Annotated in this window: 20 protein-coding genes; 10 read left to right on the top strand and 10 right to left on the bottom strand. The window is 63.8% G+C overall.

Annotation, left to right across the window (positions count from 1 at the left end; all coding sequences use genetic code 11):
- Positions 1–2 precede the first annotated feature (2 nt).
- Positions 3–1,049, bottom strand: a complete 1,047-nt coding sequence (locus AABA84_RS20940; protein ID WP_338313018.1) for a GGDEF domain-containing protein — start codon at positions 1,047–1,049, stop codon at positions 3–5.
- Positions 1,050–1,240: 191 nt separating this feature from the next.
- Between AABA84_RS20940 and leuS the strand changes: the two genes are divergently transcribed.
- From leuS to holA, 3 genes are all read left to right on the top strand, one after another.
- Positions 1,241–3,892: a leucine--tRNA ligase gene (leuS, locus tag AABA84_RS20935; RefSeq protein WP_212243254.1), complete on the top strand. Its 2,652-nt coding sequence runs from the start codon at positions 1,241–1,243 to the stop codon at positions 3,890–3,892.
- On the top strand, positions 3,879–4,430 hold the full coding sequence (lptE, locus tag AABA84_RS20930) for an LPS assembly lipoprotein LptE (RefSeq protein ID WP_212243256.1): 552 nt from the start codon (positions 3,879–3,881) through the stop codon (positions 4,428–4,430). Before leuS ends, lptE begins: the two co-directional genes overlap by 14 nt.
- A 106-nt stretch (positions 4,431–4,536) precedes the next feature.
- Positions 4,537–5,565 (top strand): DNA polymerase III subunit delta, encoded by a 1,029-nt coding sequence (holA, locus tag AABA84_RS20925; protein ID WP_212244106.1) that lies wholly within the window; start codon positions 4,537–4,539, stop codon positions 5,563–5,565.
- A 251-nt stretch (positions 5,566–5,816) separates the two neighbouring features.
- Here holA and AABA84_RS20920 read toward each other — a convergent pair whose 3' ends face one another.
- The 7 genes from AABA84_RS20920 to hemJ form a co-directional block, all read right to left on the bottom strand.
- A complete protein-coding gene (locus tag AABA84_RS20920; protein ID WP_212243257.1) occupies positions 5,817–6,704 on the bottom strand; it encodes a ParB/RepB/Spo0J family partition protein in 888 nt (295 codons plus the stop codon).
- A 179-nt stretch (positions 6,705–6,883) separates the two neighbouring features.
- On the bottom strand, positions 6,884–7,762 hold the full coding sequence (locus AABA84_RS20915; protein WP_018323546.1) for a ParA family protein: 879 nt from the start codon (positions 7,760–7,762) through the stop codon (positions 6,884–6,886).
- Between the two features lie 28 nt (positions 7,763–7,790).
- Entirely contained in the window at positions 7,791–8,420 is a 630-nt protein-coding gene (gene rsmG, locus AABA84_RS20910; RefSeq protein WP_338313016.1) for a 16S rRNA (guanine(527)-N(7))-methyltransferase RsmG, read from the bottom strand.
- Between the two features lie 153 nt (positions 8,421–8,573).
- The gene (gene mnmG, locus AABA84_RS20905) at positions 8,574–10,454 is read right to left on the bottom strand and encodes a tRNA uridine-5-carboxymethylaminomethyl(34) synthesis enzyme MnmG (RefSeq protein WP_338312955.1); all 1,881 of its coding nucleotides are present in this window, start codon (positions 10,452–10,454) and stop codon (positions 8,574–8,576) included.
- A 421-nt stretch (positions 10,455–10,875) separates the two neighbouring features.
- Entirely contained in the window at positions 10,876–12,228 is a 1,353-nt protein-coding gene (gene mnmE, locus AABA84_RS20900) for a tRNA uridine-5-carboxymethylaminomethyl(34) synthesis GTPase MnmE (protein WP_338312954.1), read from the bottom strand.
- Between the two features lie 316 nt (positions 12,229–12,544).
- Positions 12,545–13,810, bottom strand: a complete 1,266-nt coding sequence (gene rho / locus AABA84_RS20895) for a transcription termination factor Rho (protein ID WP_008133567.1) — start codon at positions 13,808–13,810, stop codon at positions 12,545–12,547.
- Between the two features lie 248 nt (positions 13,811–14,058).
- Positions 14,059–14,493 carry a protoporphyrinogen oxidase HemJ gene (hemJ, locus tag AABA84_RS20890; RefSeq protein ID WP_338312953.1) on the bottom strand — a complete coding sequence of 145 codons (435 nt, stop codon included), beginning with the start codon at positions 14,491–14,493 and terminating at the stop codon, positions 14,059–14,061.
- 460 nt (positions 14,494–14,953) lie between these two features.
- On the opposite strand from hemJ, the gene AABA84_RS20885 reads away from it, so the two are divergent.
- From AABA84_RS20885 to dnaQ, 4 genes are read left to right on the top strand one after another with little or no spacing between them, the layout of a single operon-like run.
- Entirely contained in the window at positions 14,954–15,793 is an 840-nt protein-coding gene (locus AABA84_RS20885) for a pyruvate, water dikinase regulatory protein (RefSeq protein WP_212243263.1), read from the top strand.
- An 8-nt stretch (positions 15,794–15,801) separates the two neighbouring features.
- Entirely contained in the window at positions 15,802–16,410 is a 609-nt protein-coding gene (locus AABA84_RS20880) for a Maf family nucleotide pyrophosphatase (protein WP_338312952.1), read from the top strand.
- A 23-nt stretch (positions 16,411–16,433) separates the two neighbouring features.
- Entirely contained in the window at positions 16,434–17,033 is a 600-nt protein-coding gene (coaE, locus tag AABA84_RS20875) for a dephospho-CoA kinase (RefSeq protein WP_212243265.1), read from the top strand.
- 41 nt (positions 17,034–17,074) lie between these two features.
- Positions 17,075–17,788, top strand: coding sequence for a DNA polymerase III subunit epsilon (gene dnaQ, locus AABA84_RS20870; RefSeq protein WP_338312951.1), 714 nt, complete (start codon positions 17,075–17,077; stop codon positions 17,786–17,788).
- Here the strand turns inward: dnaQ and secB are convergent.
- A complete protein-coding gene (gene secB, locus AABA84_RS20865) occupies positions 17,785–18,267 on the bottom strand; it encodes a protein-export chaperone SecB (RefSeq protein ID WP_018323536.1) in 483 nt (160 codons plus the stop codon). The genes dnaQ and secB overlap by 4 nt on opposite strands.
- Positions 18,268–18,677: 410 nt before the next feature.
- Between secB and AABA84_RS20860 the strand changes: the two genes are divergently transcribed.
- The 3 genes from AABA84_RS20860 to AABA84_RS20850 are packed head-to-tail and all read left to right on the top strand — an operon-like array spanning position 18,678 to position 21,488.
- Positions 18,678–19,385 carry a Tim44/TimA family putative adaptor protein gene (locus AABA84_RS20860; protein ID WP_212243268.1) on the top strand — a complete coding sequence of 236 codons (708 nt, stop codon included), beginning with the start codon at positions 18,678–18,680 and terminating at the stop codon, positions 19,383–19,385.
- Positions 19,363–20,901: a murein transglycosylase A gene (gene mltA, locus AABA84_RS20855; RefSeq protein ID WP_338312950.1), complete on the top strand. Its 1,539-nt coding sequence runs from the start codon at positions 19,363–19,365 to the stop codon at positions 20,899–20,901. The genes AABA84_RS20860 and mltA overlap by 23 nt, the downstream gene beginning before the upstream one ends.
- Positions 20,898–21,488, top strand: coding sequence for a Smr/MutS family protein (locus AABA84_RS20850; protein WP_338312949.1), 591 nt, complete (start codon positions 20,898–20,900; stop codon positions 21,486–21,488). Before mltA ends, AABA84_RS20850 begins: the two co-directional genes overlap by 4 nt.
- On the opposite strand, the gene AABA84_RS20845 is transcribed toward AABA84_RS20850, so the two are convergent.
- The gene (locus AABA84_RS20845) at positions 21,485–22,609 is read right to left on the bottom strand and encodes a hypothetical protein (RefSeq protein ID WP_338312948.1); all 1,125 of its coding nucleotides are present in this window, start codon (positions 22,607–22,609) and stop codon (positions 21,485–21,487) included. The genes AABA84_RS20850 and AABA84_RS20845 overlap by 4 nt on opposite strands.
- Between the last annotated feature and the right edge of the window lie 11 nt (positions 22,610–22,620).

The following is a 22,620-nucleotide window of genomic DNA, read 5'->3' as shown; positions in this document are numbered from 1 at the left end:
GGCTACCCCACGGCCCCCGCGCGATCGAGCTCGGTCTCCGTCACCACGCGATTGCGGCCGCTGCCCTTGGCAAGATAGAGCGCGCGGTCGCAGCGCTCGATGAGATCGGTGATCGCTTCGCCGGCCCGGTACTGCGCCACGCCGATCGACACGCTGATGCTGGGCAGGACCTCGCCGGTCGAGCGGCGGGTGATCGTACACTCGGCGAGCGCGTGCCTGATGCGCTCGGCGATCTCGGCACAGGTGGCGAGATCGGCATCCGGCAGCACCGCGATCAGCTCCTCGCCGCCATAGCGGGCCGGCAGATCCTGCTCGCGAACCTTTTCGCGCAGCACCTTCGCCATCAGGCGCAGCACCTGGTCGCCGACGCCGTGGCCGAAATTGTCGTTGAAAGTCTTGAAGTGGTCGATGTCGAGCATCAGCACGCTGAGCGACTCGCCCCATGCCGCGGTCGCCAGCGCCTTGCGCAGGAATTCGTCGAGCGCCCGCCGGTTTGCGAGACCCGTCAGCGTGTCGGTCCGGGCGCGCTCCTCGGACCTCGATAGCGAATCGCGGATCACGTCGAGCTCGCGGGTCTTTTCCGCAAAGCCTGCTTCCAGCCGTGTCGCCCGTGTGGCGGCCCGCGCCAGCTCGTTCATGAGCTGGGCAACCAGCGCCTTCGGATCGACGCCGGCCTTGCCCTGGTCCGCCACCTCGCTGATGACCTGCATTTGCGAATGATTGTCGGCGATCGCGGTCGCCAGAAACTCCTTCGCGGCCCCCATGAGCGCCTGCAGCCGCTCGGACGTGTCGACCACGGCGGCACTGACCTGGGGCGCAACATAGGTCTTGAACAGGTCCTGATTGGTTCGGGCGTCGAAGGGACGATTGTGGTCGATCAGGAGATCGATCGCATTGCGCAGATCGTCATGGCCGCCCGCGAAATACAGGAACCAGACGGCAAAATTGGCCGGGGTCGGCGCAATCCGCTGTTCGGCCATGCTCCGCATCGCCCGTCCGGCGATGGACGCGGCATAGTCGTAATCGGGCTCGTCGAAGCTGGAATCCATCGCACTCATGCGGTCTCGTCGGGCCGCAAATTGGCATTGACCCCTTAATCACACCCCAACGCCGACCTTCGTAGTTATGCGGAGGCGCGGACAAAGTTCCAAACTGCGGCAACCCATTGACCCCCTAAGGACTTCTATGGCCTAGTCCGCCGTCTTGAGACGGCCGAACCCACGAAAACCCCAACGATTCCATGACCTCCGAACGCTATAACGCCCGCGACTCCGAACCGCGCTGGCAACGCCTCTGGGACGAACAGGCGATCTTCGTCTCCAAGAACGACGATTCGCGGCCGAAATACTATGTGCTCGAGATGTTCCCCTACCCGTCCGGGCGCATCCATATCGGCCATGTCCGGAATTACACGCTCGGCGACGTGCTGGCCCGCTTCATGCGCGCCAAGGGGTTCAACGTGCTGCACCCGATGGGGTGGGACGCCTTCGGCCTGCCGGCCGAGAACGCCGCGATCGAGCGCAAGGTCGCGCCGAAAGCCTGGACCTACGACAACATCGCCGCGATGAAGAAGCAGCTCCGCTCGATCGGGCTGTCGCTGGATTGGTCACGCGAATTCGCGACCTGCGACCCCAGCTACTACAAGCATCAGCAGAAGATGTTCCTGGACATGCTCGGCGCCGGCCTCGCCGAGCGTGAGAAGCGCAAGCTCAACTGGGACCCCGTCGACATGACCGTGCTCGCCAACGAGCAGGTGATCGACGGCCGCGGCTGGCGCTCCGGCGCCGTTGTCGAACAACGGGAAATGAGCCAATGGGTCTTCAAGATCACGAAGTACTCGCAGGAGCTGCTGTCCGCGCTCGACGGGCTCGATCGCTGGCCTGACAAGGTGCGGCTGATGCAGCGCAACTGGATCGGCCGCTCGGAAGGGCTACTGGTCCGCTTCGCGCTGGATCAGGCGACGACGCCCGCCGGCGAGAGCGAGCTGAAGATCTTCACGACGCGCCCGGACACGCTGTTCGGTGCGAAATTCATGGCGATCTCAGCGGATCATCCGCTGGCTCAGGCCGCCGCCGCGAAGAACCCAAAACTTGCGGAGTTCATTGCCGACATCAAGAAGATCGGCACCGCGCAGTCGATCATCGACACCGCGGAGAAGCAGGGTTTCGATACCGGCATCCGCGCGGTGCACCCGTTCGATCCGTCCTGGAAGCTGCCGGTCTATGTCGCGAATTTCGTGCTGATGGAATACGGCACCGGCGCGATCTTCGGCTGTCCGGCGCATGACCAGCGCGACCTCGACTTCGTCAACAAGTACAACCTCGGCAACACGCCGGTGGTGTGCCCCGAGGGCCAGGACCCGAAGTCGTTCGTCATCACCGACACCGCCTATGACGGCGACGGCCGCATGATCAATTCGCGCTTCCTCGACGGCATGACCATCGAGCAGGCCAAGGAAGAGGTGGCCAAGCGTCTCGAGGGCGAGCTGCGCGGCAACGTCCCGGTCGGCGAGCGCCAAGTGAATTTCCGCCTGCGCGACTGGGGCATTTCGCGCCAGCGCTATTGGGGTTGCCCGATTCCCGTCATCCACTGCCCGAAATGCGATGTGGTGCCGGTACCGGATGCCGATTTGCCGGTGACGCTGCCTGACGATGCGACCTTCGACAAGCCGGGCAACGCGCTCGACCATCACCCGACCTGGAAGCATGTCACCTGCCCGAAATGCGGTGGCAAGGCCCAACGCGAAACCGACACGATGGACACCTTCGTGGATTCGTCCTGGTACTTTGCGCGCTTCACCGATCCCTGGAACGAGAACGCACCGACGACGCCCGCTGTCGCCAACCGGATGCTGCCGGTCGACCAATATATCGGCGGCGTCGAGCACGCGATCCTGCATCTGCTCTACAGCCGCTTCTTCACCCGCGCGATGAAGGCGACCGGGCACATTGCGCTGGACGAGCCGTTCGCCGGCATGTTCACCCAGGGCATGGTGGTGCACGAGACCTACCAGAAGGCCGACGGCACCTATGTGCAGCCGGCCGAGGTGAAGGTCGAGGTTGGCGGCAACGGCCGGCGCGCGACGCTGCTGACGTCGGGCGAAGACATCCAGATCGGCCCGATCGAGAAGATGTCGAAGTCGAAAAAGAACACGGTCGACCCCGACGACATCATCGAGACCTACGGCGCCGACGTTGCCCGCTGGTTCATGTTGTCGGATTCCCCGCCCGACCGCGACGTGATCTGGAGCGACGAGCGCGTCCAGGGCGCCTCGCGTTTCGTGCAGCGGCTATGGCGGCTGGTGAACGATTCCGTCGAGCTCGGCAAAGCCGCCCCGGCGGCCCGGCCGGCCAGCTTCGGCCCGGACGCGACCGCCTTGCGCAAGGCCGCCCATGGCGCGCTCGACAAGGTCACCACCGGGATCGAGCGGCTGCACTTCAACGTCTGCCTGGCCCATATCCGCGAATTCGCCAATACCTTCTCGGAGATCTTGCAGCGACCCGGCCAACCCGCTCCAGATTTGGCTCCAGATTTGGCTTGGGCAATCCGGGAAGCCAGTCAGATCCTGGTCCAGCTGTTCTCCCCGATGATGCCGCACCTTGCCGAAGAGTGCTGGCAGGCTCTCCTTAAGAATGGTCTTGGCCAAAGCGGGCTGGTTTCCGAGGCCAATTGGCCGCAAATCGAACGCGATTTGCTGGTTGAAGACAGCGTGACCCTCGTGGTGCAGGTCAACGGCAAGAAGCGGGGTGACGTCACAGTTGCAACAGCGGCCCAGAATCCGGAAATCGAGGCTGCCGTTTTGGCCCTCGATGCGGTAAAGCTGGCCCTGGACGGCAAGCCCGTCCGCAAGGTGATCATCGTCCCCAAGAGGATCGTAAATGTTGTCGGCTAGGATCCGCATCGCAGCCCGCTTGCTGGCGGTCGCCGCCTTGGCCGCGCTGACGGCCGGCTGCTTCCAGCCGATGTACGCCGAGCGGAGTGACGGTACCCCCGGCCTGCGCGAGAAGCTGATGGGCATCGAGCTGCCCCCGATCAGCAAGCCCAATGCCTCCCGCGAGGCTCGCGTCGGCGTCGAAATCCGCAACGCGCTGGCTTTCAAGCTTTACGGCTCCGCGACGGGCATGCCGCCGACCCATCGGCTGGACATCCGCTTCACCACCAGCCGTTCTTCGCTGATCGTCAGCGCCACGACGGGATTGCCGACCAGCGAAAATCTCGGCATCGATGCCCAGTACAATCTGATCGAGGTCGCGACCGGCAAGTCGGTGATGACCGGCGCCACGTTCTCGCGCGTGTCCTATGACATGCCCGGGTCCTATCAGCGCTTCTCCCGCACCCGCGCCGTACGCGACGCGGAGGATCGTGCCGCCAACGAGATCGCCGAGAACATCACCACCCGGCTCGCCTCGTTTTTCACCGCGGGCACTTAATGCTCTTGTCATTCCGGGGCACGCATAGCGTGAGCCCGGAATCTCGATCCCAAACCTCTGGATTGCGGGTGCGCGCGATGCGCGCCCCGGAATGACGATCTGGACCATGGTCGCGCTGCGTGGAAAAGAGATCGACGCCTTCCTCGCCCGCCCCGATGCGGGCCGTCCGATCATCCTGCTCTACGGTCCCGATGCCGGCCTCGTGCGCGAACGCGCCAATGCGCTGATCGCCTCTGCCGTCGATGATCCCAACGATCCGTTCTCGCTGGTCAAGCTCGACGGCGACGAGCTCTCCGCCGAGCCCTCGCGCCTCGTCGACGAAGCCATGACGGTGCCGCTGTTCGGCGGCCGCCGTGCCATCCGCATTCGCGCCGGGTCGCGCAGCTTTGCCAGCGGCATCGACACGCTGGCTGAGATGAACGTGAGGGATTGCCGCATCGTGATCGAGGCCGGCGAGCTCCGCCCGGAATCGCCGCTGCGCAAGGCCTGCGAGCGCGCCAAGACGGCCGTGGCGATCGGCTGCTATCCCGACACCGAGCGCGACCTCGCCAAGTTGATGGAGGACGAGCTGCGCATCGCGAATTTGCGCATCGCTCAGGACGCCCGCGCGGCGTTGATGTCGTTCCTCGGCGGCGACCGCCAGGCCTCGCGCAACGAGCTGCGCAAGCTGACGCTCTACGCCCACGGCAAAGGCGAGGTCACGCTGGACGACGTGATGGCCGTGGTCGCTGATGCGTCCGAGCTCAAGCTCGACCCGATCGTCGACGGGGCCTTTGCCGGACGGCCCGACATCGTCGAGACCGAGTTCGCAAAGGCCATGATCGCCGGCACCTATCCCGGCGTGATCATCTCCGCCGCGCAGCGTCAGGCTGCGTGGCTGCACAAATCGGCGCTCGCGATCGCCGACGGCCAGCCTGCCTCCGCCGTGCTCGACGGCGGCTATCCGCGCCTGCATTTTTCACGGAAGCCCGCGGTCGAAACGGCGCTGCGAAATTTCAGCGTGGCGCGGCTCGCCGCCATCATCGAGCAGCTCGCGACCGCGGCGCTCGACACCCGCAAGCAATCCACGCTAGCCGCCGCCATCGCCCAGCGCACATTGATGGCGATCGCCGCGAACGCGAAGCGGCGGGGATAGGCCGACGTTCGCTCCAACGTCCGGCGCGCACAACTCTCTCCACGTCATTGCGAGGAGCGCAAGCGACGAAGCAATGACGATGTGGCGGCCGATGCGCGCCACGCATTCCACTGTCGTCCCTGCAAACGCAGGGACCCAGAATCACAGGAAGCGGTTTAGCGAAAACTGGCAGGCCATACTGCGACCTGATCAATCGAGAGATCACGCGGTATGGGTCCCCGCGTTCGCGGGGACGACAGCGAGGTCTGCGCCTAAATCGCGCCCTTCGCCAGCCGCTTCATCACCTCGTCGAGCTGATCGAGGTTGCTGTAGCTGATCTGCACGGAGCCGCCGGGATCGCGGTGATTGACGGTGACCTTGAGGCCGAGCGCATCGCTGACGCGCTTCTCCAGGTCGATCGTGTCGGGGTCCTTTTCCTTACCGCCGGTGCTGCGCGCCTTTTGCGGCTTGCGCTCCGGTACGCCTTCCTCGTGCGCGAGCGCTTCGGCCTGGCGGACGTTGAGGCCCTCCTCGACGATGCGCTTGGCGGCCGCCAGCGGATCGGGCACGCCGATCAGCGCGCGGGCGTGGCCTGCGGTCAGCTCACCGGTCGCGATGAAGGCCTGCACCTCGGCCGGCAGCTTCGTCAGTCGCATCATGTTGGCGACGTGGCTGCGGCTCTTGCCGACGACCTTTGCGATGTCGTCCTGGCTGCGTTTGAACTCGTTGGCGAGCGCATGATAGCCCTGCGCCTCTTCCATCGGGTTGAGGTCCTCGCGCTGCACGTTCTCGACGATCGCGAACTCCAGCGCGTCGCTGTCGCTGATGTCGACCGGGACGATCGGCACTTCGTGCAGGCCGGCCATCTGCGAGGCGCGCCAGCGCCGTTCGCCGGCGATGATCTCAAAGCGGTCCTGTGCGCCCTTCACCGGACGCACCACGATCGGCTGGATCACGCCGTGCTGCCTGATCGACTCGCTGAGCTCCTTCAGCTCGGTGTCCGAAAAGGTGCGGCGCGGATTGCGCGGATTGGCCTTGATGAACTCGATCGGCACCTTGCGCTGCGCGCGCGGCCGATCGACATGTTGAGCCTCGCCGCCGACGTCACCGATCAGACTTGCAAGACCCCGGCCCAGTCGCGAACGCGCTTCGTCGGCCATCGCCAGCTCCCTTGGATTCACGGTGCAGCACTCCAGAACTGAATTTCGAATCGTAGGGTGGGTTAGCCCTGCAGATGCGCCTCGCATCTGCTCGGCGTAACCCACCTCTTCTGTTTTCGCGGAGATAGACAGTGGTGGGTTACGCCCTCGGCTAACCCACCCTACGGACTGCGGCCTCGTCAATGCGTGACGCGCAGCTCGCGCTCGCGCTGGATCACCTCGGTGGCGAGCCGCAAATAGGCTTCGCTGCCGACGCATTTGAGATCGTAGACCAGCACCGGCTTGCCGTAGGACGGCGCTTCCGAGATACGCACGTTGCGCGGGATCATGGTCTTGTAGACCTTCTCGCCCATGAACTGCCGGACGTCGGCGACGACCTGGTTGGAGAGATTGTTGCGCGAGTCGAACATGGTCAGCACGATGCCGTGGATCGACAGGTTCGGATTGAGCGTCGAGCGCACCTGCTCCACGGTCTGCAGCAATTGCGACAGACCTTCGAGCGCGAAGAACTCGCACTGCAGCGGCACCAGGATCGCGTCGGAGGCCGCCATCGCGTTCACCGTGAGCAGGTTGAGCGAGGGCGGGCAGTCGATCAGAACATAGGTGTAGTCGGCATCCGGCGAGACGTTGTTGTTGAGCGCGCCGATCGCGTCGCGCAGCTTGAAGGCGCGGCCGGGCGTGGTGCCGAGCTCGAGCTCGAGGCCGGAGAGATCCATGGTCGAGGGCGCGATGTGCAGCCGCGGCACCGCGGTCGAGACCACGGCCTCGCGCAGCGGGGCTTCACCAATCAGCACGTCATAGGTCGAGCAGGAGCGGTTGCGGCGATCGATGCCGAGACCGGTCGAGGCGTTGCCCTGCGGATCGAGATCAACGATCAACACACGCTCGCCGATCGCGGCGAGTGCCGTGCCGAGGTTGATCGCTGTGGTTGTTTTTCCAACGCCGCCCTTCTGATTCGCCAGCGCCAGGATGCGCGGATGGCCGTGCGGCACCTCGCTGGTCGGTTCTTGGGTCGGTTCTTGGGTCTGCTCTTGCTGCGGCTCGTCAATCACGGTCATCGAAATTTCCCCACTCAACCCCTGAGCCTCAACTGCGCCGTTCGGCGGCATCGAGCTCCACGATCCAGCCGTCGCCCGTGCGGCTATGGTGGAGCCGAGACTCGATATTCCAATATTTAGCGGCTTCGGTCAATTCAGCCTCTACATCTTGACCCTTAAGAAACAACGCCTTTGCGCCCTGGCGCATCAGCGGCTCCGCAAAGCCGATGAGTTGATGTAGCGGAGCCAGCGCACGCGCGGTGACGCAATCGACGGGGCCGGTGATTCTATCCACATTATCCCCGATCTCAGCGAGATGTACGACTCCCGGAGATGTGGTGACGCGAATCGCTTCGCGCAAAAATGCAGCCTTCTTGGCGATTCGCTCGACGAGATGGACGCTGGTGCCTGGAGTTCCGGCCATCGCGCAGGCGAGCACGACGCCGGGAAAGCCACCGCCACTGCCGAGATCCGCCCAGCGCTTTGCAGCGGGCGCGAGATCGACGAGCTGGAGCGAGTCGGCGATGTGCCGGGTCCAGAGGTTTGGCAGGGTCGAGGGCGCGACGAGATTGGTCTTGGCCTGCCACTCCCGCAGCAGCGCGATGTAGCGATCGAGCCGGGCTTCCGTTTCATGTGAAACGGGGGCGAGCTTCAGCGCCTCACGCTTGTCGGCAGCGATGACCGAATCGAGCGACTGATCGTTGGCACTGGCTTTGTCGAGCTTGGGCTTGGCCGGTCCCGGTTCAGATCGACGATGCGCGCCCTCACCTGTCCCTGGTCGCCGCGTTAGCGGTCTATCCCCGCCCGGTCCGCGCTGTTTCACGTGAAACGCCTATGCGATTGCCTTGGAGGTCTTCCGTGCCTCGCGGCGGAGATAGGCCGCAAGGATGCCGAGCGCGGCCGGCGTCATGCCGTCGATCCGGCCAGCCTGCCCGACGGTGAACGGCCGTGCCTTCTCCAGCTTGGCGCGCACCTCGTTGGAGAGCCCAGGCACCTGCTGGTAATCGACCTCCGACAGCGCCATCCCCTCGTCGCGCCGGAAGGCCTCGACGTCGGCGCTCTGGCGCTCGAGGTAGACATCGTACTTGGCGTCGATCTCGAGATGGGTGGCGATAACGGGATCGATGGCGGACAGCTCCGGCCAGATCGCGCGGACCTGGCTCCAGCCGATATCCGGATAGGCCATCAGCGAGAATGCCGACCGGCGCTGGCCATCCCGGTTCAGGGACAATCCGTGCTTGATCGCCTCGTTCGGGGTGATGGTCAGCGACTTCGACAGTGTTCGAGCCGCGTTCAGGGCGTCCATCTTGGCGCGGTGATGCCGGGTCCGGGCACTGCCGACGCAACCGAGGGCAATCCCCTTCTCGGTCAGACGCTGATCGGCATTGTCAGCTCGCAGCGTCAGGCGATACTCGGCCCTCGAGGTGAACATCCGATAAGGCTCGCTGATCCCGCGGGTGACGAGGTCGTCGATCATCACACCGAGATAGCCGTCGGCTCGGTCGAACACCGTCAATGCGGCCCCGCTCGCAGCCAGTGCCGCGTTCAGGCCGGCCACGATGCCCTGCCCGGCAGCCTCTTCGTATCCGGTCGTGCCGTTGATCTGCCCGGCCAGGAACAGGCCGCGGAGGCGCTTGGTCTGCAGGGTCGGGTCGAGCTCGCGGGGATCGATGTGGTCGTATTCGATGGCATAGCCCGGCCGGACCATCTTCACTCGCTCAAGGCCAGGGATGCTGGCGAGGATTGCGAGCTGGACCTCCTCCGGCAGCGAGGTCGAGATGCCGTTGGGATAGACCGTGCTGTCGTCGAGCCCTTCCGGCTCCAGGAAGATCTGATGACCATCGCGGTCGCCGAAGCGGACGATCTTGTCCTCGATCGAGGGGCAGTAGCGGGGACCAGAGCTCTTGATCTGACCGGAGTACATCGGGGAGCGATGGACGTTGGCCCGGATCACCTCATGGGTCGCGGAGGTGGTCCGGGTGATGCCGCACTGGATCTGCGGGGTCGTAATCCGCTCGGTCATGACCGAGAACGGCTCCGGTGGCTCGTCCCCGGGCTGCATTTCCACCGCCGACCAATCGATCGTGGTGCCGTCGAGACGCGGCGGAGTGCCGGTCTTGAGCCGTCCAAGGGTGAAGCCGGCGCGCTCAAAGGAGCCGGAAAGACCCATCGCGGGCGCCTCACCGACGCGGCCGGCCGGCCAGTTCTTCTCACCGAGATGGATCAGACCACGGAGAAAGGTGCCGGTGGTGACAACCACAGCCCCTGCCCGAAGCTCCCGGCCGTCAGCCAGGCGCAGTCCGGTGACCCGTCCCTCGACCACGATCAGCTCGTCGGCCTCGCCCTCGATGACAGCAAGACCCTGGGTCTCACGGATCGCAGCCTGCATCGCTGCAGCGTAGAGCTTCCGGTCAGCCTGGGCCCGAGGACCGCGGACGGCGGGACCTTTTCGGCGATTGAGCACGCGAAACTGGATGCCGCCGGCATCGCCGACGCGACCCATCAGACCGTCCAGCGCATCGACTTCGCGAACCAGATGTCCCTTGCCGAGGCCGCCGATCGCCGGATTGCAGGACATCGCGCCGACGGTAGCGAAACGGTGCGTTACCAGAGCCGTCGCCGCACCCATCCGGGCAGACGCAGCCGCGGCTTCACAGCCGGCGTGGCCGCCGCCAATCACGATGACGTCGAAGCTCTCTCGCTCTGTTCGCATGGGGCGAACTTCTAGCTCAGTGTCGGGAAAGCCGGAAGTAGAAACTGGCGAGGCGATGTTTCACGTGAAACACGGACCAGGGGCCGAAAGCGATTTTGCGAAAACAACCCCATGCACAGTAGAATGGCCATTGAATTGCTTCGTGTTTCACGTGAAACGAAATCGGCATTCCACCGGGCAAGGTGACGCCTGGTGGATGTTGGATCCGCTGGTCGCCACAGGCAGTTTCACGTGAACATCCGGGCAGGCAAGGCCGGCTCGAGCCGGGCGAAGAAGCCGGAGGTTCCAGATCACGCTTCGCGCCCCCCGACTCCGAAGCGGGGTTCCCCGATCAATATCAAGCTTAACACGGGCGGTGGAGCTGTTTCACGTGAAACACAAGGAATGGAACAAGCGCTAGTTCTACAATGAAGAACTAGCCTTACTTTCCGATACAGAACTTTTGGAAGATGGCGCCGAGGACGTCTTCGACATCCACCCGGCCCAGCAACCGGCCCAAGGCATAAGCGGCGGCGCGCAGCTCTTCGGCTGCAAGCTCCTCGCCGTCTTCTACAAGGTCCAGGCTCCGGCGCAAGCTCTCTGACGTCCGGACCAACAGTTCCCGTTGGCGAGCCCGAGTCACCAGCGCGCCCTCGGTGGTTCCGAAAAATTCGGAAGCGAATTTTACCAACTCATCGACCAGCTCGGGGATGCCATCACCCCGACTCGCCGAGATCCCGAACTCGCCGCCCGGCTTGATACCCCGGCCCCCGAGATCGATCTTGTTACGGACGATCCAGACGGACCCCGCCGACCGATCGCCGCCTTCGGATTTCCGAAGGGAACGCAGCGCGTCCGGATTGACGGCTTGCTCCCCCTCCACCAGCCACAGCACGAGGTCGGCGTCCTCGGCCCGCGCTCTCGCGCGGCGCACGCCCTCCTGCTCGACCGGATCATCGGTCTCGCGGATGCCGGCGGTGTCGATCACCGTGACGGGATAGCCGTCGAGATCGAGCTGGACCTCGATCACGTCGCGCGTCGTCCCGGCATGCGGCGAGACAATCGCGACCTCGCGGCGCGCGAGCTGATTCATCAGCGTCGACTTGCCGACATTCGGCTCGCCCGCGATCGCAACCACCAGGCCCTCACGCAGCCGTTCAGAATGTCCCTGTGCCGCAAGGACTTTTGTGATTTCGTCGCGCAGGGCCTGGATCGCTTTCACCGCCGGCGACCTCAATTCCGCCGGCACATCGCCCTCGTCGGAAAAATCGATGCCGGCCTCGATCAGCGCCGACGCCTCGATGATGCGCTCGCGCCAGTCGCGCGCGCGGTCACCGAGCAGGCCCTGCAACTGGCGCAGCGCCTGGCGCCGCTGGCGGTCGGTGTCGGCGTGGATGAGATCGTCGAGACCCTCGGCTTCGGTCAGGTCGAGCTTGCCGTTCTCGAACGCGCGCCGCGTGAACTCGCCCGGCTCGGCGGCTCGCGTATTCGGTACAACCGAAAATTCGGCGAACAGCACCGAGAGCACGGCGCGGCCGCCATGAACGTGGAATTCGGCGACGTCCTCGCCGGTCGCGCTGGCCGGCCCCGGAAACCACAGCACGACCGCATCATCGATTGGCTGGCCAGCACCGTCACGAAGCAGCCGGCGGCTGGCCTGCCTCGGCGCCGGCAGCTTCCCCGCCAAGGTCGTCAGCGCCAGACCGGCTTGCGGACCCGAGACGCGCACCACGGCGATCGCACTCGGCGTCCGGCCGGACGAGAGCGCAAAGATGGTCTGGTCTCGCGGATGCATGGCCTATTTGTCCGGCTCGCGACGAAAACGCAAATGGGCCGCTCCCAGGACCGCGGCGGGTCCGTTTTGCTGCGCCTTTGCCGCAGCAAAGACCATGTTGCAGCGCAATATAGACCGGGAACTTTGCTGCAAAAATCTCGCCGCTTGGCAGGATGTCCGTCAGCCAATGTCAAGCATTCTGTGGGTATATCAACATCTTACGATAAATCTGGATCTGCGCTTCGACACCAGCTTCATGCTGCATCTACGCCGCAGCAAAGCCGCACAACGAAAAAGGGCGCCCGAAGGCGCCCTCAAATTTCTTATTGCACTGCACTCAGGTATTCATGGAGTCGAAGAACTCCGAATTGCTCTTGGTCGACCGCAGCTTGTCGAGCAGGAAGTCGATCGCGTCCATCGTGCCCATCGGGTTGAGGATGCGGCGAAGCACGTACATCTTCTTGAGCACCTGCGGATCGGTGATGAGCTCCTCCTTACGGGTGCCGGAGCGCGAGATGTCGATCGCCGGGAAGGTGCGCTTGTCCGAGACCTTGCGGTCCAGGATCAGCTCCGAGTTGCCGGTGCCCTTGAACTCTTCGAAGATGACTTCGTCCATGCGGCTGCCGGTATCGACCAGCGCGGTCGCGATGATGGTCAGCGAGCCGCCCTCCTCGATGTTGCGCGCGGCACCGAAGAAGCGCTTCGGGCGCTGCAGCGCGTTGGCGTCGACACCGCCGGTCAGCACCTTGCCGGATGACGGCACCACGGTGTTGTAGGCGCGGCCGAGGCGCGTGATCGAATCGAGCAGGATCACGACGTCGCGGCCGTGCTCGACCAGGCGCTTGGCCTTCTCGATCACCATCTCGGCGACCTGGACGTGACGCACCGCCGGTTCGTCGAAGGTCGACGACACCACCTCGCCCTTCACCGAGCGCTGCATGTCCGTGACTTCTTCCGGACGCTCGTCGATCAGCAGCACGATCAGATAGCATTCGGGGTGATTGTGCGTGATCGAGTGCGCGATGTTCTGCATCAGCACGGTTTTACCCGTACGCGGCGGCGCGACGATCAATGCGCGCTGGCCCTTGCCGATCGGCGCGACGATGTCGATCACGCGTGCAGAAAGGTCTTTCCGCGTCGGATCGTCGATTTCCATGCGGAAACGCTGATTCGGAAACAGCGGCGTGAGGTTGTCGAAATTGACCTTGTGCTTGGCCTTTTCCGGGTCCTCGAAATTGAGCGTGTTGACCTTCAGCAGCGCGAAATAGCGTTCGCCCTCTTTCGGGCTGCGGATGTGGCCTTCGATGGTGTCGCCGGTGCGCAGGCCGAAACGGCGGATCTGCGAGGGCGAAACGTAGATGTCATCCGGGCCCGGCAGATAATTCGCATCGGGCGAGCGGAGGAAGCCGAAGCCGTCGGAGAGAACCTCGACGACGCCCTGGCCGACAATATCGGTCTCGGCGAGCGCGAGCTGCTTGAGGATGGCGAACAGCAGCTCCTGCTTGCGCATGGTGCTGGCATTCTCGACCCCATTCTCCTCCGCGAACGAGACGAGCTCGGCCGGCGTTTTGGACTTGAGGTCTTCGAGTTTAATTTCCCGCATTGGGGTGGTCCTGTGGGGTAACCTTGGGAGGGGGTGCGAGGAGGCTCTGAAATGCGGACGTGAGAAGATGAAGTCCGCAGGTCTGGCAAGGTTAAGTGCCGATGAGGCTTCAAACCTGATGCGGTGTCCGGCCTCTGGAAAGCTCAGACACAACCACATCCGCCTGCGTTGGGTGGGATATCGACAATATAGAAAATCGCTCCCCGCTCCGCAAGCAGAAGCGCTGAGCTAATCGTCGCGCGTCTTGCCTAGAACGGCTTCACGATCACCATGATGACGATGAGAATCATCAGAACGGTCGGCACCTCATTGATAATCCGATAGAATTTCTGGCTCCGCGGGCGCCGGTCAGCGGCGAAATCCTTCAGCCAGCGGGAAAAAAAGCCGTGTACCGCCGACATTACCAGGACCAGTGCCAGTTTTACGTGCAGCCAGCCGAAGGAGAACCAGTGGCCGGACCAAGCGAGATAGAGCCCGGCGAGCCAGGTGACGATCATGGCCGGGTTGATGATGGCCTTGAGCAGCCGGCGTTCCATGATCTTGAACGTTTCGGACTGCTTCGAGCCGATTTCGGCCTCGCTGTGATAAACGAACAGCCGCGGCAGATAGAGCATGCCCGCCATCCAGGAGATGACGGCGATGACATGCAGCGCCTTGATCCAGAGATAGACGTCTTCAAACATTTTCTGCGTCCGGATTTCTGACCCAGCCGAGGGAACGCTGGGGATAGTAAGAACTCGTTAAGGTCTTGCCTGCACACATATCCGTCCGAAGCGCCTTCCTCAAATCTAGAATCTTAGATTCTTAAGGTTTGAGTCTATGTGACCGTGGATTTGACTCACAAGATTCCGTCCGCACGTTCACGCGCGCTTGTTCACATCCATCAACATATCCCTGATCGATCTGGCGACTTGCGATAAGTCGGTCAGCTTCAAAGGCTTGCGCCTTTCTGTCGGCAGCTTATCAAGGGAGTTGTCCGCGCAATCCCGTTTCCCAATCGGCAGGGCCGCCGGACTTGTCCTGACGGGCAGCGGTGTGAAGAAAATTGGCACTTGTCCCGCCCCTGGTGTCGCGCAACCCTTTCCGAGGGGTTAAGCTCCACAGAAATCCACAATCCACACCGACTCCATACAAAGAGATTTTGTGCCAACCTCGAACAATTATTTCCATCTGCACCTGGTCTCCGACTCCACCGGCGAGACGCTAATCACCGTGGCACGGGCGGTTGCGGCCCAATACGCCAACGTGACGCCGGTCGAGCACGTCTATCCGCTGGTGCGCAGCCAGAAGCAGCTCGACCGCGTGCTCGACGAGATCGAGGAAGCGCCGGGGATCGTGCTGTTCACGCTGCTGGAGAAGGATCTGGTCTCCAGGCTCGAGGACAAGTGCAAGGGGATCAATGTTCCGAGCCTATCGATCATCGGCCCGGTGATGCAGCTGTTCGAAGCTTATCTCGGGGCTGCGACCACGGGCCGCGTCGGCGCCCAGCACGTCCTCAACGCGGAATATTTCAAACGCATCGACGCGCTGAACTACACCATGATTCACGACGACGGCCAGCACGTCGAAGGCCTCGACGATGCCGACGTGGTGCTCGTTGGCGTGTCGCGAACGTCGAAAACGCCGACGTCGATTTATCTCGCCAATCGCGGCATCCGCACCGCCAACGTGCCGCTGGTTCCCGGCATTCCGGTGCCCTCGCAACTGGAGACGCTGACACGGCCGCTGGTCGTCAGCCTGCACGCGACGCCGGAACGCCTGATCCAGATCCGTCAGAATCGCCTGCTCTCGATGGGGACCGACTCCGGCAACGACACCTATACCGACAGGCAGTCGGTCACCGAGGAGGTCGCGTTTGCGCGCAAGCTCAGCGCCAAGCACGATTGGCCGCTGCTGGACGTCACGCGTCGCTCGATCGAGGAAACCGCGGCGGCGATCATGAAGCTCTATAGCGATCGCCAGCGTAACCGGCCTTCCGGATAGTCTTCGCGATGGGTCTGTGGCTCGGCAAACATCCGTTGATTCTGGCCTCGCAGAGCAGTGCCCGGAAAATGCTGCTGGCCAATGCCGGGCTGGAGTTCAAGGCTGTTACCGCCGATATCGACGAGCGCGGTATTCAATTAGCTTCTGCGCTTTCAAATCCGCGCGAGATCGCTCTGCTGCTGGCGCGCGAAAAGGCCAAGGCGATCTCAGCCAGTCATCCCGGGAGCTACGTGATCGGGGCCGATCAGACACTGGCTCTTGGCAATCGTCTTTTCAACAAGCCCGCGGGTCGTCCGCAGGCATTGGCCCAGTTGCGCGATCTCGCCGGCAACAGTCATGAGCTGAACTCCGCCGTGGCCGTGGCGCATGATGGCAAGATTGTTTTCGAAGACGTCTCGGTCGCCCGCATGACCATGCGCGAGATGACCGAGGACGAGCTTTCAGCCTATCTGGACGCTGCCGGCGACGCCGTCACCACCAGCGTCGGCGCCTATCAGCTTGAAAGCCTGGGCATCCATCTGTTCGAGCGGATCGAGGGCGATCATTTCACCATTCTCGGCCTGCCGCTGCTGCCGCTGCTTGCGTTCCTGCGACGCGAACGGCTAGTTGCGGTGTGAATGACAGACATGGCTGAGCGCTGATGCGGATCCTGGGACTGACCGGCTCGATCGGGATGGGAAAATCCACCACCGCGAAACTGTTCGCGGAGGCCGGTGTGCCCGTCTACGATGCCGATGCCGCCGTGCATCAGCTCTATGAGGGCGAAGCCGCGCCCGCGATCGAGGCCGCCTTCCCCGGCACCACGGTGAACGGCAAGGTGGACCGGCCAAAGCTGTCGGCGCGCGTCGTGCATGATCCCGCCGCCATCAAGCAGCTCGAGCAGATCGTCCATCCGATGCTTGGTGCGTCCCGGCAAAAGTTCTTCGCCGAGGCGGAAGCTGCCAAGGCGCCAGTGGTGGTGCTGGATATCCCGCTGCTGTTCGAGACCGGTGGAGAGAAGCGGGTCGACGCGGTGGTCGTGGTCTCGACCACGCCGGAACTCCAGCGCGAGCGGGTGCTGGCGCGCGGCACCATGGACGAAGCCAAGCTCGACGCGATCATCGCCAAGCAGACGCCCGACGCCGAGAAGCGCAAGCGGGCCGATTTCGTGGTGGATACGTCACACGGACTTGACCCGGTGCGCGCCCAAATCGCCCACATCCTGGCCGAGGTCGTTAAGATGCCGCAGCGGCGAGCCTGATTCGCCGTCTCACACGGCTCTCAAGCGACTGATCTCAAGACATGCGCGAAATCGTTCTCGATACCGAAACCACCGGCCTCGATCCGCTTCGCGGCGATCGTCTGGTCGAAATCGGCTGTGTCGAGATCCTTAACCGCATGCCGACGGGGCAGACGTATCACGTCTATATCAATCCCGAGAGGGACATGCCGGCGGAAGCGTTCGCGGTGCATGGGCTGTCAGCCGAATTCCTGTCGACCAAGCCGCTGTTCCACGAGGTCGTCGATGCGTTTCTGGAGTTCATCGGCGATGCGCCGCTGGTGATCCATAACGCCTCGTTCGACATCGGCTTCATCAATGCCGAGCTCGACAAGATCAAGCGCGCGGCGATCCCGCGCGAACGGCTGGTCGATACGCTGCTGCTGGCGCGCCGCAAGCATCCCGGCGTGTCCAACCGGCTCGATGATCTCTGCTCGCGCTATGCGATCGACAATTCACGCCGCACCAAGCACGGCGCGCTGCTGGACGCCGAACTGCTGGCCGAGGTCTATGTCGATCTGGTCGGGGCGCGGCAGTCGCAGCTGCTCCTGGCGTCGGACGCTCAGGAAATTCGCCTCAATGCGGCTGGCGATGCGCCACGGCGGCAGCGCCTGGTGCCGCTTGTGCCGCGGGTTTCCGATGCTGAGCGCGAGGCCCACCGGGCCTTTATCGCAACGCTGGGCGACAAGGCGATCTGGAACGAGTTTCTGCCCGCTCCAGCTCCTCCGTCTGGTTAGGCCTGGCCGCTCGGCTGGGCGGCCATTTGTCGCTCCATGTTCTGACGATAGAGACCGACGAAATCGACCGGGTCCAGCATCAGGGGCGGGAACCCGCCGTCGCGCACTGCGGTTGCGATGATCTCGCGGGCGAACGGGAACAGCAGCCGCGGGCACTCGATCATGACCAGCGGATGCAGATTCTCCTTCGGCACATTGGCGATGCGGAACACGCCGGCATAGGCAAGCTCGAACGAGAACATGATCTTGCCCGCGGTCTCGGCCTTGCCTTCGACCGACAACGTCACCTCGAACTCCTGTTCGCTGAGGTTGTTGGCGCTGACATTGATCTGGATGTTGATCTGGGGGGGCTGGCTCTGCTGCTGGAGCGAGCTGGGCGCGTTCGGATTTTCGAACGAAAGGTCCTTGGTATATTGCGCCAGCACGTTGAGCTGGGGGGCCTGGGCCGCCTCGGGAGGGGTGCCGTTACCGTTGGTCATGAGAGTCTCTCCTTACCCGATTTGGGCTGAATTTCGCGGCGGTTGGCTAACATAGGGCCGCCTCATTCCACAAGGACGAACGGTCCCGGAGGCGGGATTCCGGCCGCGCTGCAACTGTCGCGTTCATCCCGCCTTTTCCGCAAAACTGCGCCTTAAATGATTGAAGATGCGCGATTTCCGGGCAGGATCGGGTTTCCCCTTAAGCATAAAACGCGCTACACTCGGTGCTGTGCCAAAAGGCGCCATTGGCCGGGCAAGATTTCGTGCCTACATCCCACGGACCTGACGCGGACCTAAAATGGCGATGTAGACTTGCCGTTCCCGTATGGAACGGTCTACTGGCCGGATTGATTTTCCCGGCGACGACCCACAGCGAAGACCCAGAGCAAAGACCAGAAAGCGAATCCGACGTGGACATCTACACCATCATCTTCCTGGCGCTGGCGGTCTTCATCTTTCTGCGGCTGCGCAGCGTGCTTGGGCAGCGGACAGGCAACGAGCGGCCGCCGTTCGATCGGACTGCCGCCCGCAATGCGCTCGGGGGTGCCCAGGACAACAACGTCGTGACCATGCCGGGCAAGGTGATCGACCAGGCCCCGCTGGCGCCGACCGCAGAGCCGACCCCGCCTTCCGATCGCTGGAAGGGCCTGACCGAGCCGGGCACCGCGCTGGCGCAGGGCCTGGATGCCATCGTCGACAAGGATTCCACGTTCGACCCGCGCCATTTCATCTCGGGCGCCCGCGGCGCTTACGAGATGATCGTGCTGGCTTTTGCCAATGGCGACCGCCGCGCGCTACGCGACCTGCTGTCGTCGGAGGTCTATGACAGCTTCGAAGCCGCGATCAGGGAACGCGAGAAGAACGAGCAGAAGACCGAGACCCGCTTCGTCTCGATCGACAAGGCTGAGCTCGTCGGCGCCGAGCTGCGCGACCGTACCGCGCAGCTCACGATCCGCTTCGTCTCGCAGATGATCTCGGCCACCCGAGACAAGGCCGGCAACATCGTCGACGGCAGCGCCGACACGGTCGCCGACATCACCGACATCTGGACTTTCGCCCGCGACATCACCTCTCGCGATCCGAACTGGAAGCTGGTTGGCACCGGAAGCGCGAATTAAGGTCTATCTGAAGACCGGCGCGACGGCGCTTTGCGCAGGTGCCGTCGTGCTGTCGTCGTTTTCGCTCGGCGCCGAGGCGGCGCGGCGCCACTATCGCAGCCATCACCATCATCCCCCGCAATTGCCTGCCGCTCCGCCGCGGGCCTTGCCCTATCCGCAGCTTCCGCTGCCGTTCGAAATTCCGGGCGCGCAATATCTGCCGCTGGCCTGGGCGGACGTGAAGGGTTGGGGTGATGACAATCATCTCGCGGCGTACAAGACGTTTCGCGCCAGCTGCAAGCCGATCAATGCACAAACCGGCACGACTGAACCGAAGGCGCTGGGAGGCTCGCTAAGCGAACCTTGCCGGGCGGCGAAATCGCTCGATCTCACCGACGACGCCAAGGCAAAGAGCTTCTTCGAGGAGAATTTCGCGCCGCTGCGGATCTCCCGCCTCGGCGAGCCCGACGGTTTCGTCACCGGCTATTACGAGCCGGTGCTGGAGGGATCGCGCACGCAGACCGACGTCTACAATGTTCCGGTCTACCGGCGTCCCTCGAATCTGTTCGTGCGCGGCTACAAGCAGGATTCGGTCAGCCTGCCCAACAAGGGCCCGGTCTATCGCAAGATCGGCCGCCGCAAGCTGGTGCCCTATTACGATCGCGGCGAGATCGAGGACGGCAAGATCGCCGGCCGCGGGCTCGAGATCGCCTGGCTGAAGGATCCGACCGACCTGCTGTTCGCGCAGATCCAGGGCTCGGCGCGGATCAAGTTCGATGACGGCGGCACGGTCCGGCTGAACTACGACGCCTATAACGGCTATCCCTACACCGCCGTCGGGCGCGTCCTGATCGAGCGCGGCATCATTCCGAAGGAAGAGATGTCGATGCAGAAGATCAGGGAGTGGATGGCGCAAAATCCTGACGGTGCCAAGGATCTGCGCCGCCAGAACCGCGCCTATATTTTCTTCCGCGAGGTCAACCTCTCCGACAAGGACGAGGCGGTGGGCGCGCAGGGCATCCCGCTGACGGCGGGACGCTCGATCGCGGTCGACAAGGCGCTGCATGTCTACGGCACGCCATTCTTCATCGAGGGCGAGCTGCCGATCGAGTCCGAGCGCGCCAAGACGCCGTTCCATCGACTGATGATCGCGCAGGACACCGGCTCTGCCATCATAGGGCCCGCGCGCGCCGATCTGTTCTTCGGCGCAGGCGCGGATGCCGGCCGTATCTCCGGCCGGCTGCGCCATCCCATGCATTTCGTGATGCTGGTGCCGAAGGGCCTCGATCCCACGGCACGCGGCGCGCGGTTGCCGGTGCCTGATCCGCGCCCCTCGGAGAAGATCGCAAAGCTGTTTCCGCAAACCGATCCCGGGAAGGGGACGGCGAAGCCGGCTGCGGCCGCCGGCGCTGTGGAAACCAAGAGCGACACGGTCGCCATCGCGGGTCCAGTCCCGCTGCCGGCGCCGCGTCCCGTGATCGAGCCTGCTTCCGAACCGCAGCGGCCGGCGAAGAAACGTCCCCATCGGCAGCAATGAAGCGATCGTCCCGTCCGCCCGTGCTGGAGCCTCGCCCCTCGCCGCGCCGCCGCGCGCTGAGCGAGGAGGAGCGCGCGCTGTGGGAGGTCGTTGCCAAACAGGTCAAGCCGCTGAGGAAGCACCGCGCGACGAAGGCGCATGCCGCTCCGCGCACCGAGCCTTTGCCCGCAGCACCCGTCACGCGGCCTGCGTCATCGCCACGGCCGGTTGCGGCTGCACCGGCGCCGCGTGCCGCTAAACCGGCCGTCCCGCCCTTGGCGCCGCTCGGCAAACGCGAGCGCACCAAACTGTCGCGCGGCCGCAGCGAGATCGAGGCGCGGCTCGATCTGCACGGCATGACCCAGACGCGCGCGCATCGTGCCCTGACCGGCTTCCTGCACCGCGCCCATCACGACGGCCTGACCTTCGTGCTCGTCATCACCGGCAAGGGCCGCAGCGGCGGCGAAAGCGGCGTGCTGCGCCGCCTGGTGCCGGAATGGCTGAGCCTGCCGGAATTCCGCGCTTTCGTCGTCGGCTTCGAGACGGCGCATATCGGCCATGGCGGCGAGGGCGCGCTGTATGTGCGGATCAGGCGGGCGAGGTTTTAAAACGGCCGGATGATTCCGACGCGCGGGATCAGCGTGAGGATCAGGCCGAAGATATTGGTCTTCCGATCCTCTGACGGAATCGGTGAGATCTCCCGCGCGGCCGGCAGCATCTTGACCGCATGCAGGATCAGGAACATGCAGACCGCCCAGTTCGAGATCCAGCGCGAATAATCGAATACCATCGCAAACATCACGAGATAAGCGAGGCTGATTCCGGTCAGCGCCGCGAGCACCAGGCGGCGGTGCGTCTCGCTTGCGAGCGCGCCGATCAGGTTCGCGAAGAAGCGCCACAGCGGCGTGTGCAGCCAGATCAGCAGCGCGAACACGGGCACGCCGAGGAGGTTGTGCGGCAAGCGTCCCCAGGTGTCCGAAACCTCCTTCGCCAGCGGCTGGTACCAGATGTAGGCGAATTGCAGCAGGTCGGTGCGCGAGGGATCGGCCATCCGGCTCTTCAGATAGGCGACGAAGTCCGCTTCGGGGATCGGCATCGTTCCCCAAAATTGCGCCGCAAAGAACAGCACCGCGACGATGAGCAGGACGACGATGCCGAAGGCGACGTTGCTGCGATTGAGCCCGCAAGCGAGATAGTGCCTGACCACGACGATGGTGGCGATCGTCGGCACATACATCAGCAGATGAATGTGGTGGATCAGCACGAGGACGATCGAGAACAGCGCAGCCAAAGCCACGAACAGCAGCGACCCCGCCGGCATCAGCAAGAGCACGATCGCCAGCGCGCAGCCATAGATGTCGAAATGGCCGAGCGTGTGCATGAAGTTCTTCAGGAAGAACGGCGAGCCCGCGATGAAGACGAACAGCGGCAGCGTCTTCGCGGTGAAGCCAAAGCTCTTCTGAAACAGCCTTGCGTACAGGGCCAGCGTCACCAGCCACGTCACCCCGCCGATCGCGAACACCGACCAGACCGGCACCTTGTCCGTGACCAGCGCGACGATGGCTCCGATCAGCGCGCGCTTGATGAAGCCGAAATGGTAGTCGACCAGGAGGTGGATGTAGGGGACGTAAGGCGGCAGCTGGATCTTGTGAATGAACACGCCGACGATGACCGCCGCGTTGATCGCGAGCAGGAGTCGCCAGGGATTTTGCAGGATGCGTACGGTCACGCCGCATCAAT

Source organism: Bradyrhizobium sp. TM239 (genome assembly GCF_036247985.1).
Taxonomy (GTDB): Bacteria; Pseudomonadota; Alphaproteobacteria; order Rhizobiales; family Xanthobacteraceae; genus Bradyrhizobium; species Bradyrhizobium ottawaense.
This window is presented reverse-complemented; position numbering and strand designations above follow the sequence as displayed.